General features: G+C 65.0%; 10 protein-coding genes. 8 read left to right on the plus strand and 2 right to left on the minus strand.

Features of this window, described 5'->3' with window-relative positions; genetic code table 11:
* Positions 1–197: 197 nt before the first annotated feature.
* Positions 198–971 carry a response regulator transcription factor gene (locus AO501_RS29945; protein WP_055581208.1) on the plus strand — a complete coding sequence of 258 codons (774 nt, stop codon included), beginning with the start codon at positions 198–200 and terminating at the stop codon, positions 969–971.
* 7 nt (positions 972–978) lie between these two features.
* Positions 979–2,499 (plus strand): sensor histidine kinase, encoded by a 1,521-nt coding sequence (locus AO501_RS29950; RefSeq protein WP_055581209.1) that lies wholly within the window; start codon positions 979–981, stop codon positions 2,497–2,499.
* Here AO501_RS29950 and AO501_RS29955 read toward each other — a convergent pair.
* The gene (locus AO501_RS29955) at positions 2,496–3,140 is read right to left on the minus strand and encodes a DUF6611 family protein (protein ID WP_331457993.1); all 645 of its coding nucleotides are present in this window, start codon (positions 3,138–3,140) and stop codon (positions 2,496–2,498) included. The two genes, AO501_RS29950 and AO501_RS29955, sit on opposite strands and share 4 nt — an antisense overlap.
* A gap of 323 nt (positions 3,141–3,463) precedes the next feature.
* Here AO501_RS29955 and AO501_RS37500 point away from each other — a divergent pair, with 323 nt between their 5' ends.
* The 6 genes from AO501_RS37500 to AO501_RS29985 are packed head-to-tail and all read left to right on the plus strand — an operon-like array spanning position 3,464 to position 11,422.
* Complete coding sequence (locus AO501_RS37500) at positions 3,464–3,553, plus strand: potassium-transporting ATPase subunit F (protein ID WP_156452856.1); 90 nt, start codon at positions 3,464–3,466, stop codon at positions 3,551–3,553.
* Complete coding sequence (gene kdpA / locus AO501_RS29965) at positions 3,553–5,223, plus strand: potassium-transporting ATPase subunit KdpA (protein ID WP_055581212.1); 1,671 nt, start codon at positions 3,553–3,555, stop codon at positions 5,221–5,223. Before AO501_RS37500 ends, kdpA begins: the two co-directional genes overlap by 1 nt.
* On the plus strand, positions 5,223–7,328 hold the full coding sequence (gene kdpB, locus AO501_RS29970) for a potassium-transporting ATPase subunit KdpB (protein WP_055581213.1): 2,106 nt from the start codon (positions 5,223–5,225) through the stop codon (positions 7,326–7,328). Before kdpA ends, kdpB begins: the two co-directional genes overlap by 1 nt.
* A 1-nt stretch (position 7,329) precedes the next feature.
* Positions 7,330–8,184: a potassium-transporting ATPase subunit C gene (locus AO501_RS29975; RefSeq protein WP_055581214.1), complete on the plus strand. Its 855-nt coding sequence runs from the start codon at positions 7,330–7,332 to the stop codon at positions 8,182–8,184.
* Positions 8,185–8,195: 11 nt separating this feature from the next.
* Positions 8,196–10,745 (plus strand): sensor histidine kinase, encoded by a 2,550-nt coding sequence (locus tag AO501_RS29980; protein WP_055581215.1) that lies wholly within the window; start codon positions 8,196–8,198, stop codon positions 10,743–10,745.
* Positions 10,742–11,422, plus strand: coding sequence for a response regulator (locus tag AO501_RS29985; RefSeq protein ID WP_055581216.1), 681 nt, complete (start codon positions 10,742–10,744; stop codon positions 11,420–11,422). The genes AO501_RS29980 and AO501_RS29985 overlap by 4 nt, the downstream gene beginning before the upstream one ends.
* Positions 11,423–11,457: 35 nt before the next feature.
* On the opposite strand, the gene AO501_RS29990 is transcribed toward AO501_RS29985, so the two are convergent.
* Positions 11,458–11,673 (minus strand): hypothetical protein, encoded by a 216-nt coding sequence (locus tag AO501_RS29990; protein WP_055581217.1) that lies wholly within the window; start codon positions 11,671–11,673, stop codon positions 11,458–11,460.
* Between the last annotated feature and the right edge of the window lie 300 nt (positions 11,674–11,973).

Below are 11,973 nucleotides of genomic sequence, written 5' to 3' on the forward strand. Positions count from 1 at the left end.
CCACCTCGTGTCCCAGAGCGGCTAATCCACTTGTGCTAGAGCGTTTTTGGTGGCCACGGTCAACGCCTGCGCGCGAGGGTCGGAGGCCGCCTGACGCCGCTTGCCAGACGAATGGGTACCGTTGCCCGGTACCATTACATTTGAGATCTCTATGAAGACCGTGACAACCATATGTGTGGTTGAAAGAATGATCCAATATGACCGCAATGCAGGGATATGCGCGCAGCCAACGTCCACGCCAAGCGATTCTGGGCCAGCTGCCCCGAATCAACCGGGCTGACGGTTCACCGATCCGAGTGTTGCTGGTAGACGACGAACCCGCGCTGACCAATCTGGTCAAGATGGCGCTGCACTACGAGGGCTGGGACGTCGAGATCGCCCACAACGGGCGCGAGGCCATCGCCAAATTCGACCGAATCAATCCCGACGTGCTGGTCCTGGACATCATGCTGCCCGACGTGGACGGCCTGCAGATCCTGCAGCGGGTCCGGGAATCAGAGTCCTACACGCCCACCCTGTTCCTCACCGCACGGGACTCGGTGATGGACCGGGTCACCGGTCTCACCGCGGGCGCAGACGACTACATGACGAAGCCGTTCAGCCTCGAGGAGTTGGTCGCCCGCCTACGCGGCCTGCTGCGGCGTTCCAGCCATCTGGCGCCGCCCGCCGACGAGTCCCTCAAGGTGGGAGACCTGAAACTGGACGCGGCCAGCCGTGAGGTCACCCGCGGCGGCACCCCGATGTCGCTGTCGTCGACGGAGTTCGAACTGCTCCGGTTCCTGATGCGCAACCCGCGCCGCGCGCTCAGCCGTACCGAGATCCTGGACCGCGTGTGGAACTACGACTTCGCCGGCCGCACCAGCATCGTCGACCTGTACATTTCCTACCTGAGGAAGAAGATCGACGCCGACCGAGAGCCGATGATCCACACCGTCCGTGGCATTGGATACATGCTCCGACCACCGGAATGAGCTTGGTATGACGGGGGACCGCCAGATCCCGCGATGGCTCCCCCGTTCCCTGCGCCGACAGCTGTTGCTGGGCGTCCTCACGGTGGTGACACTGGTCCTGGTGGCCGTCGGGGTCGTCTCGGTGCTGACCCTGCGGGGCTATGTCACCGCGATGAACGACGCGGAAGTCGCCGAATCCATGCATGCGTTCACCCACGCCTACGGCAGATACCGCAACGGCGAACACACCTCGGTCCACAACGGCATTCCGCCCGTCTCCCAGGCTCTGCTGGAGTTCACCGGGCAGACGCCCGGAAACCTCATCGCGGTGGTCCGCGACGGCAAAGTCGTTGCCTCAGAGGTCTTTTCCGAGGATGAACCGCGACCCGCACCACCCGATGTCGTCCGCGCCATCGAAGCACAGTCATGGACCGACGGCCCGTCGCGCGTCGAGAACCTGGGCAGCCTGGGCCCGCACCAGGTCGACAGCCGCACCGCCGGGTCCGACCGTCTGGTGGTCGGCGTTTCACTGAGCCTCGCCGATCAGATCATCGCCCGTAAGCAACTCACCACCACGCTCCTGGTGGCCACCGCGCTGGTGATCACGGCCGCGCTCACCGCCTGGGTGGTGGGTTACGCCCTGCGCCCGCTAAGCCGGGTCGCCGCGACGGCCGCGGAGGTCGCCGCCATGCCACTGGCCGACGAAGACCACAAGATCAGCGTGCGGGTCCGGCGCGAAGACACCGACCCCGACAACGAGGTCGGAATCGTCGGTCACACCCTCAACAAACTTCTCGACAACGTCGACAGCGCGCTGGCGCACCGTGTCGAATCCGATTTGCGGATGCGGCAGTTCATCACCGACGCCAGTCACGAACTGCGCACACCGTTGGCGGCAATCCAGGGTTATGCCGAGTTGACTCGCCAGGACAGCTCGGCGCTGCCGCCGACCACCGAATACGCCCTGGCGCGCATCGAGTCCGAGGCGCGGCGAATGGCGTCGCTGGTCGACGAGTTGCTGCTGCTCTCCCGCCTCGGCGAAGGTCAGGATCTGCAGTCCGAAGACCTGGACTTCACCAACCTGGTGATGAACGCGGTCAACGACGCGGCAGTCGCGGCGCCGACGCACCAGTGGGTCAAAAAGCTTCCCGATCAACCGGTGTGGGTCACCGGAGACCACGCCCGACTCCATCAGGCCGTCAGCAACCTGCTCACCAACGCGTGGGTGCACACTCCCCCGGACGTCACGGTGACCACGGGCATCACGTGCCACAGATCCCCAACCCCCGACGGCCCGAGCGCGCCCTACGTGGAATTGACGGTGACCGACGACGGACCCGACATCGACCCCGACGTCCTACCGAGGTTGTTCGAGCGCTTCGTGCGGGCCGACAAGGCCCGCTCCAACGGCGCCGGCCACGGGCTTGGTCTGGCAATCGTCAATTCGATCGTCAAGGCGCACGGAGGGACGGTCTGCGCCGAATCCGCTAACGGCGAAACGGTCTTTCGCGTCCGGATCCCGATGATCGAACGTCCGACGTCGTCCTAGCCGAGGCTTGCGGCCGACAGGCGTGACCACTCCCCCAGACGCTCGTAGGCCTCCCACCAGATCGCTTCATGCTGCACTGCGCAGATATCGCCGCACGCCAGCCGATGGTCGGCGTCAGTCAGCATATCGACCAGCGCCCGCCAATACGTATAGCGGCATAGCTCTTGGACATCAACACTTTTGGGCATCACCACGACGGTCATGGACCTGACCGGCACGCGGGCGGGGCCACCCCGAACCAACAGCACCACACCGGTGCCGACGTAGACGGCCGCCGCGGTCACCAGCACGGCGCCCGCTGACGCCAGCACATCACCAAGCAGCATCTCCGCCAACACGATCAGCGCCGCGCCACCGACCGGCCAGCCCCGCCACAGCCTCGCCGCAAACCGGTCATTAAAACCCGTGCCCGGTGGGTAGATCGTCAGTCGATAACGACGGACGCCGTACTGACCGACCACCGCGTCGAACGAGCCCCACCGGCGGCCGCCGCCGAGCGGGCGCGCACGGACTGGCAAACTCGACGTTGTCTCGTTAATCGGTTGCAGTGGAACCGGTTCGATGACTCGGTGTCGCGTGTCGGTCATCCTTTCGATGTACTCCGGGACGACGACAATCGCTCGGTTCCCAACGGATTCCATACGGCGCAACCGCGAATCTTTACACGACCTTGCGCCGGCCACCATGGCGGCCGTCACAGGTATCCCGGGGCGTAAAGAAAGCGTAAAGGCACACCCCGATGCCGTTAGGAAAGTGTCAACCAAAGGCCCTAGCTGCGAGGGCCCGGTTAGCGTCAGGCTGACCTTGCCTTTCGAGCACTGCGCCAGGGAGCTGACTCGACGAGGCCGTTTCGTATGCGATAACAGGCGCCGAACGGAGACATGATGGGCGTGTTGACATTTGCCGTGCTCACGGTGGCGGTATTCGCCGTGCTGGGCATGGTGCAGAAAATGGTCGAGCGACTGTGAGTTACCAGAACATCGTCGGCCTGGTGCTGGCCGTCCTTCTTGCGCTGTTCATGGTTGGCGCACTGTTGTTTCCGGAGAGGTTCTAGTGAGCACAACGACCGCCGGGATCATCTTCCTCGTCGTTCTCGTCGTGGCGCTGGCTTTGGTCCACGTGCCTTTCGGCGACTACATGTACCGGGTCTACTCCTCGGACAACGACTTACGGGTCGAGTCATGGATCTACCGCCTCATCGGCGTCGATGCGCGCTCCGAACAGACGTGGGGCGCTTACGCACGAAGCGTGCTGGCGTTCTCCTCAATCAGCATCCTGTTCCTGTTCGCCTTGCAGCTGGTGCAGGGCGGGTTGCCGCTGCACCTGCACGACCCCGCCACGAAGATGACGCCGGCACTGGCCTGGAACACGGCGGTCAGCTTCGTCACCAACACCAACTGGCAGGCCTACTCCGGCGAGTCCACGCAAGGCCACCTGGTCCAGATGGCGGGCCTGACGGTCCAGAACTTCGTCTCGGCAGCCGTTGGCATGGCGGTGGCAATCGCGCTGGTGCGCGGGTTCGCCCGGACGCGCACCGGCGAACTGGGCAACTTCTGGGTCGATCTGGTGCGCGGCACCTTGCGCATCCTGCTGCCCATCGCCGTCGTCGCCGCCATCCTGCTCATCGCGGGTGGGGCCATCCAGAACTTCCACCTGCACGACCAGGTGGTGACCACCCTGGGCGGCGCCCAGCAGACGATCACCGGCGGCCCGGTGGCCAGTCAGGAAGCCATCAAAGAGCTGGGCACCAACGGCGGTGGCTTCTATAACGCCAACTCCTCCCACCCGTTCGAGAACCCCACCGCATGGACGAACTGGCTGGAAATCTTCCTGCTGCTGGTGGTCAGCTTCTCGCTGCCCCGCACCTTCGGGCGGATGGTCGGCAGCAAGAAGCAGGGTTACGCGATAGCGGCGGTCATGACGACGCTGGCCGGCATCAGCGTGTCGCTGATGATGTGGTTCCAGCTGCAGCACCACGGCACCGTCCCGACCGCGCTCGGCGCGGCCACCGAGGGCGTCGAGCAGCGGTTCGGCGTCGCGGACTCGGCCGTCTTCGCCGATGCCACCACGCTCACCTCCACCGGCGCCGTCGACTCGTTCCACGACTCCTACACCAGCCTGGGCGGCATGATGACGATGTTCAACATGCAGCTCGGCGAGGTCGCGCCCGGTGGCACCGGTTCGGGCCTGTACGGCATGTTGATCCTCGCGTTGATCACCGTCTTCGTCGCCGGGCTGATGGTCGGCCGGACCCCGGAATACCTGGGCAAGAAAATCAATCCGCGCGAAATCAAACTGGCCGCAAGCTATTTCCTGGTAACGCCGCTGATCGTGCTGACCGGCACCGCGATAGCCATGGCGCTGCCGGGCGAACGGGCCGGCATGCTCAACGGTGGGCCGCACGGACTCTCGGAGATCCTGTACGCATTCACCTCCGCGGCCAACAACAACGGGTCAGCCTTCGCCGGGCTCAGCGTCAACACTGACTGGTATAACACCGCACTCGGGCTGGCCATGCTGTTCGGCCGGTTCCTGCCCATCATCGTGGTGCTCGCTCTGGCCGGGTCGCTGTCCAGACAAGGCACCACACCGGAATCGGCAGGAACCCTGCCCACTCACCGGCCACAGTTCGTCGGCATGGTCGCCGGCGTCACCTTGATCCTTGTCGCCCTTACGTTTCTGCCCATGCTCGCGCTCGGGCCCCTCGCTGAAGGAATTCATTGATGACCGCGGACAACAAGCGGATGGCGGGCGGCGTGCTCAATCCGGCGATGCTGTGGAAGTCGGCTCCGCAGGCGCTGAGCAAACTCGATCCGCGCACGCTGTGGCGCAACCCGGTGATGTTCATCGTCGAAGTCGGCGCCGTCTGGGCCACCGTGCTGGCGGTCACCGAACCGACCTGGTTCGCCTGGCTCATCGTGGTGTGGTTGTGGCTGACGGTCGTCTTCGCGAACCTCGCCGAAGCGGTCGCCGAAGGCCGCGGCAAGGCCCAGGCCGAGACATTGCGCAAGGCCAAGACCCAGACCATGGCGCGGCGCCTCACCGGCTGGACGCCCGGCTCGCCGCTGGTCGAGGAAGAAGTCGCCGCGCCCCTACTGCAACAGGGTGACATCGTCGTCGTCGAGGCGGGGCAGGTGATCCCGGGCGACGGTGACGTGGTGGAAGGCATTGCCTCCGTGGACGAGTCGGCGATCACAGGCGAGTCAGCTCCGGTGATCCGGGAGTCCGGCGGCGACCGATCGGCGGTCACCGGCGGCACGACCGTGCTGAGCGACCGCATCATCGTCAAGATCACCCAGAAGCCCGGTGAAAGCTTCATCGACCGGATGATTGCGCTCGTCGAGGGCGCCAACCGGCAGAAGACACCGAACGAGATCGCGCTCAACATTCTGTTGGCCGCGTTGACCATCATCTTCATCTTCGCCGTAGCGACCCTGCAGCCCTTGGCCATCTACTCGAAGCTGGACAATCCGGGCGTGCCAGACACCGAGGCGCTCAACGGAAGTGGAGTCACCGGCATCGTCATGGTGTCGCTGCTGGTGTGCCTGATCCCCACCACCATCGGGGCACTGCTGTCGGCCATCGGCATCGCCGGCATGGACCGGCTGGTACAGCGCAACGTGCTGGCGATGTCCGGACGCGCGGTGGAGGCGGCCGGCGACGTGAACACCCTGCTGCTGGACAAGACCGGCACCATCACACTGGGCAACCGCCAGGCTGCCGCCTTCATCCCGGTCGACGGAGTCTCGCCGGAGGAACTGGCCGACGCCGCGCAATTGTCCAGCCTCGCCGACGAAACACCGGAGGGTCGTTCGGTCGTCGTATTCGCCAAGGAGCACTTCGGGTTACGCGCACGCACCCCGGGTGAACTCGCCCACGCACACTGGGTGACGTTCTCGGCCGCCACGCGGATGTCCGGTGTCGACGTCGACGATCACCAGTTGCGTAAGGGCGCGGCAAGTTCGGTCGCGGAATGGGTACGCGCACAGGGCGGTAAGGTGCCCAGGCAACTCGGGGAGATCGTCGACGGCGTCTCGGCCGGCGGCGGCACCCCCCTGGTCGTCGGTGAATGCCGTGGCGGCGAAGCGACCGTTCTAGGTGTGATCCACCTCAAGGACGTCGTCAAACAGGGCATGCGCGAGCGGTTCGACGAGATGCGCCGGATGGGCATCCGCACCGTGATGATCACCGGCGATAACCCGTTGACCGCCAGGGCGATTGCCGACGAGGCCGGGGTTGACGACTTCCTCGCCGAAGCCACTCCCGAGGACAAGCTCGCGCTGATCAAGCGTGAACAGGAAGGCGGCAAGCTGGTCGCGATGACCGGTGACGGCACCAACGACGCGCCGGCGCTGGCTCAGGCCGACGTGGGTGTGGCGATGAATACCGGGACGTCGGCCGCCAAAGAGGCCGGGAACATGGTCGATCTCGACTCCGATCCCACCAAGCTGATCGAAATCGTCGAAATCGGCAAGCAACTGCTGATCACCCGTGGCGCGCTGACCACCTTCTCCATCGCCAACGACATCGCCAAGTACTTCGCGATCATTCCGGCGATGTTCGTCACCCTGTTCCCCGGCCTGGACATGTTGAACGTGATGCGCTTGCACAGCCCGCAATCGGCGATCCTGTCGGCGGTGATCTTCAACGCGATCATCATCGTGGCGCTGATCCCGCTGTCACTGCGGGGCGTGCGGTACAGGCCGAGCAGCGCGTCAAAGTTGTTGAGCCGCAACCTCTACGTCTACGGACTCGGAGGGATCGTGGCCCCGTTCATCGGGATCAAGCTGATCGACCTGATCATTCAATTCGTCCCCGGGATGTCATGACATGAAGTTCTCCAGCTTTCTTCGCATCCATTGGGCCGCAGCGCGCGCGCTGCTGGTGCTGACCGTGATCACCGGACTGGCCTATCCATTGTTCATCTGGCTGGTCGCTCAGATGCCGGGACTGCACACCAAGGCCGAAGGATCCATCGTCACCGCCGGCGGTAAGCCGGTAGGTAGCCGGCTGATCGGTCAGCTGTTCACCGACTCTGCCGGAAACCCGCTGCCGCAGTACTTCCAGAGCCGCCCGTCGGCGGCCGGCAACGGATATGACCCGCTGTCCAGCGGTGCCAGCAACCTCGGACCGGAGAGCATGAGCCTGCTGAATCAGGTGTGCTCGCGCAGCGTGGCGGTGGGCAAGTTCGAACAGGTTGACGGGTCACGGCCGTTCTGCACCGGCGGTGGTGTCGGGGCGGTGCTCGCGGTGATCGGCCCCCGTGATGCCCGCGGTGCCGTGGTCCATCCCACCCGGGTGATCAGTGTGAACGAACCGTGCGAGTCGACGTCGGTGCCCTTCGTGGCCAGCTATGAGGGGGTGCGAGTGGAGTGCGCCAAGAAAGGTGAGGACTACTCACTCGGCCAGCTGGTGCCGATTCGCGGCGCCGCGCCCGCGGACCCCGTGGTGCCGGCCGACGCGGTGAGCGGCAGTGGCAGCGGATTGGACCCGGATATCTCGGTGGCCTACGCGGACCTTCAGGTGGCGCGGGTGGCCAGGGCCCGCCATGTGAGCCCGCAGCAGGTAAGAGATGTGCTCGCTCAGTACCGCACGGGTCGGATGCTCGGCTTCGTCGGAGAACCTTGTGTCAACGTCCTGCAGCTCAACCTGCAACTCGACCGCCGATACCCGGTCAACGGTTAGGGTCGCGGAGGATGATGGTTGACGTGACCGACGTCAACCTCGACGAGCACCGGACCAAGCGCGGTGAGCTGCGCATCTATCTCGGCGCGGCACCTGGAGTCGGCAAAACGTACGCGATGCTCGGCGAGGCGCATCGGCGCCTGGAGCGCGGCACCGACCTGGTAGCGGCAGTCATCGAAACTCACGGACGGGCGAAAACCGCTGAGCTGCTTAAAGGCATAGAGACGATCCCACCGCGGTTCATCGAATACCGGGGCGGCAGTTTCCCCGAACTCGACGTGCCGGCCGTGCTGGCGCGCCATCCGCACGTCGTCCTGGTCGACGAGCTTGCCCACACCAACACACCGGGCAGTAAGAACGCGAAGCGCTGGCAGGATGTCGAAGAGCTGCTCGACGCCGGAATCACGGTGATCTCCACGGTGAACATCCAGCATCTGGAGAGCTTGAACGACGTCGTCGCGCAAATCACCGGCATCGAGCAGAAAGAAACGATCCCCGATTCGATCGTCCGGCAGGCGTCGCAGGTAGAGCTGATCGACATCACGCCGGAAGCGTTGCGGCGCCGGCTGTCCCACGGAAACGTCTATGCGTCGGAGCGCATCGATGCCGCGCTGTCCAACTATTTCCGTCCCGGGAACCTCACCGCGCTGCGGGAATTGGCGTTGCTGTGGCTGGCCGACCAGGTCGACACCGCGCTCGCAAAATACCGCGCGGAGAACAAGATCACCGCGACGTGGGAGGCCCGCGAGCGCGTCGTGGTAGCCGTCACGGGTGGTCCGGAGTCAGAGACGTTGGTGCGCCGAGCGTCTCGAATCGCATCGAAGTCCACTGCCGAGCTGATGGTGGTTCATGTGGTGCGCGGTGACGGGCTCGCGGGCCTGTCCGAGACCCGGATGGCCAAGATCCGCGAGCTGGCGAACAGCTTGGACGCCTCCCTGCACACCGTCGTCGGTGACGACGTGCCCAGCGCCCTGCTGGATTTCGCGCGCGAGATGAATGCGACGCAGCTGGTGGTCGGCACGTCGCGGCGCCCCCGCTGGGCGCGCATCTTCGATGAGGGCATCGGCCCGGCCATCGTCGAGCATTCCGGCAAGATCGACGTGCACATGGTGACCCACGAGGAATCCAAGCGCGGAGTGCGCACCGCGTCGATTTCGCCGCGGGAGCGCCGGGTGGCGTCCTGGCTGGCGGCGGTCGTCGTGCCGTCACTGATCTGCGGCATGACGGTGAGCTGGCTGGACAGGTATCTGGACAACGGCGGCGAAAGCGCCCTGTTCTTCGTCGGCGTGCTGCTGGTGGGATTACTGGGAGGCGTTGCACCCGCGGTACTTTCGGCCGTGCTGTCCGGCCTGCTGTTGAACTATTTCTTGATCACGCCGCGACACAGCTTCACCATCGCGGAGCCGAACAGCGCCGTCACCGAACTGGTGCTGCTGTTGATCGCGGTAGCGGTCGCGGTACTGGTCGACGGTGCGGCCAAGCGCTCGCGCGAAGCGCGCCGCGCGTCCCAGGAAGCCGAACTGCTGACGTTGTTCGCCGGGTCGGTATTGCGCGGCGCGGACCTGGACACCCTGCTGGAGCGGGTGCGCGAAACCTATTCGCAGCGCGCGGTCAGTATGTTGCGCGAAGACACCGTCGACGGGCGCCCGCGCAGCCGTGTGGTCGCTTCGGTGGGCAAGGACGTCTGCGCCACAGTCGATTCCGCCGACACCGCGATCGAGGTCGGAGACGACGAATTCTGGATGCTACTGGGGGGCCGCAGGCTCGCCGCGCGGGATCGCCGCGTGCTCCACGCCGTGGCGACACAGGCGGCAGGCCTGATCAAGCAACGTGAACTCGCCGACGAAGCCAGCCGTACCGAAGCGATCGTGCGGGCCGACGAGCTGCGTCGTTCCTTGTTGTCGGCGGTCAGCCACGATCTGCGAACGCCGTTGGCGGCGGCCAAGGTTGCGGTGTCGAGCCTGCGCGCCGGGGATGTCGCCTTCTCCGCCGAGGACACCGCCGAACTGCTGGCCACCATCGAGGAGTCCATCGACTCGTTGACGGCACTGGTGGGCAATCTGCTCGATTCATCTCGGTTGGCAGCCGGTGTGGTCCACCCGAATCTGCAGCGGGTGTACCTGGAGGAAGTGGTGCAGCGCGCGCTGGTCAGTATCGGACGCGGTGCCACCGGCTTCTTCCGTTCCGCGATCGACCGCGTCAAAGTCGACGTCGGCGACGCGGTGGCGATGGCCGATGCCGGTCTGCTGGAACGGGTGCTGGCCAACCTGATTGACAACTCGCTGCGCTACGCGCCTGACTGCGTGGTGCGGGTGAACGCGGGTCGGGTCGGCGACCGGGTGCTGATCAATGTCATCGACGAGGGGCCCGGCGTCCCGCACGGTGCCGAGGAGCAGATCTTCGAGCCGTTTCAGCGTCTCGGCGATCACGACAACACCACCGGCGTGGGCCTGGGCATGTCGGTGGCACGCGGGTTCGTCGAGGCCATGGGCGGAACGATCTCGGCCGGTGATACTCCCGGCGGCGGACTTACCGTCATGGTGGAGTTGGGTGCGCCATGACGCGGGTACTGGTGATAGACGACGAGCCACACATTCTGCGGGCGTTGAAGATCAATCTGACCGTGCGGGGGTACGAGGTGACCACCGCCTCGACCGGTGCCGGGGCGTTGCGCGCCGCTGCCGAGCATCCGCCTGACGTGGTGATCCTGGATCTGGGGTTGCCGGACATCTCGGGTATCGACGTACTGGGTGGCTTGCGGGGCTGGCTGTCGGCGCCGGTGATCGTGTTGTCGGCGCGCAGTGACTCCGCGGACAAAGTGGAGGCGCTGGATGCGGGCGCCGACGACTACGTGACGAAACCCTTTGGTATGGACGAGTTTCTGGCCCGATTGCGCGCTGCGGTGCGGCGCAACACGGCGGCGTCCGAGATCGACCAGCCGGTTATCGAGACGGCAGCATTCACCATCGATCTGGCGGCCAAGAAAGTCGTGAAGAACGGCGCGGAGGTGCACTTGACGCCGACCGAGTGGGGGATGCTGGAAGTGCTGGCCCGAAATCGCGGCAAGCTGGTCGGTCGCGAGGAGCTTTTGAAAGAGGTCTGGGGGCCGGGGTATGCGACCGAAACCCATTATCTCCGTGTGTATCTGGCGCAGCTGCGGCGCAAGCTCGAGGACGATCCATCGCATCCCCGGCATCTGCTGACCGAATCCGGTATGGGCTACCGCTTCGAGGCGTGAAGTATCGGCATCTGCGGCACCACGACGACTCCGCGCTAGTCGATCGCTGGGTCTGCTGACGCCTGTAAGTCGTTGGTGTCGACGAACACCAACGTCCCGTCGTCGAGGGCAACGGCCCAGCGCCGACTCGCGTTGACGATCTGTTTGTCACCGATGCAGACGGAGTAGCCGGCGGCTTCTGCGAAATCCTCCACGATGACCCCGCTGCATTCCCCGTTACCACCGGGATAGACGCGAACGCGTTCACCCACGCAATATTGACCGCCGTCCGTACGAATAAACTTACTGCGCGACGCCTGACTGCGTGTACATCTTGCGCCGGCGTTTCGCCCCCGGCGCTAAAATGGAAATGCGACAGATTTCTCTTTGCTGAGACTTTTCTGAGTCACGCGTTTCCCAGGTGCTCGTTGTCCGCCACTCCGGTTTCGTCAAAATCATCGACGACGAAGCGTCGCTCTGCCATCGGGGTTATCAGGCTCTTCGCAGATGAGGGTGTAGGGGTGCTCGGCGCGTCGTTGTCGGGATAGGGGTCGAGGTCTTCCGAAGATGGG

This window comes from Mycobacterium gordonae (assembly GCF_001417955.2).
In the GTDB taxonomy this organism is placed as follows: domain Bacteria; phylum Actinomycetota; class Actinomycetes; order Mycobacteriales; family Mycobacteriaceae; genus Mycobacterium; species Mycobacterium gordonae_B.

Excerpts from the sequence above, each read along its gene's own strand:
- AO501_RS29980 (WP_055581215.1), top strand. The coding sequence starts at position 8,196 with ATGATGGTTGACGTGACCGACGTCAACCTCGACGAGCACCGGACCAAG.
- AO501_RS29950 (WP_055581209.1), top strand. The coding sequence starts at position 979 with ATGACGGGGGACCGCCAGATCCCGCGATGGCTCCCCCGTTCCCTGCGC.
- AO501_RS29945 (WP_055581208.1), top strand. The coding sequence starts at position 198 with ATGACCGCAATGCAGGGATATGCGCGCAGCCAACGTCCACGCCAAGCG.
- kdpB (WP_055581213.1), top strand. The coding sequence starts at position 5,223 with ATGACCGCGGACAACAAGCGGATGGCGGGCGGCGTGCTCAATCCGGCG.
- AO501_RS29985 (WP_055581216.1), top strand. The coding sequence starts at position 10,742 with ATGACGCGGGTACTGGTGATAGACGACGAGCCACACATTCTGCGGGCG.
- AO501_RS29975 (WP_055581214.1), top strand. The coding sequence starts at position 7,330 with ATGAAGTTCTCCAGCTTTCTTCGCATCCATTGGGCCGCAGCGCGCGCG.
- AO501_RS29955 (WP_331457993.1), bottom strand. The coding sequence starts at position 3,140 with ATGGAATCCGTTGGGAACCGAGCGATTGTCGTCGTCCCGGAGTACATC.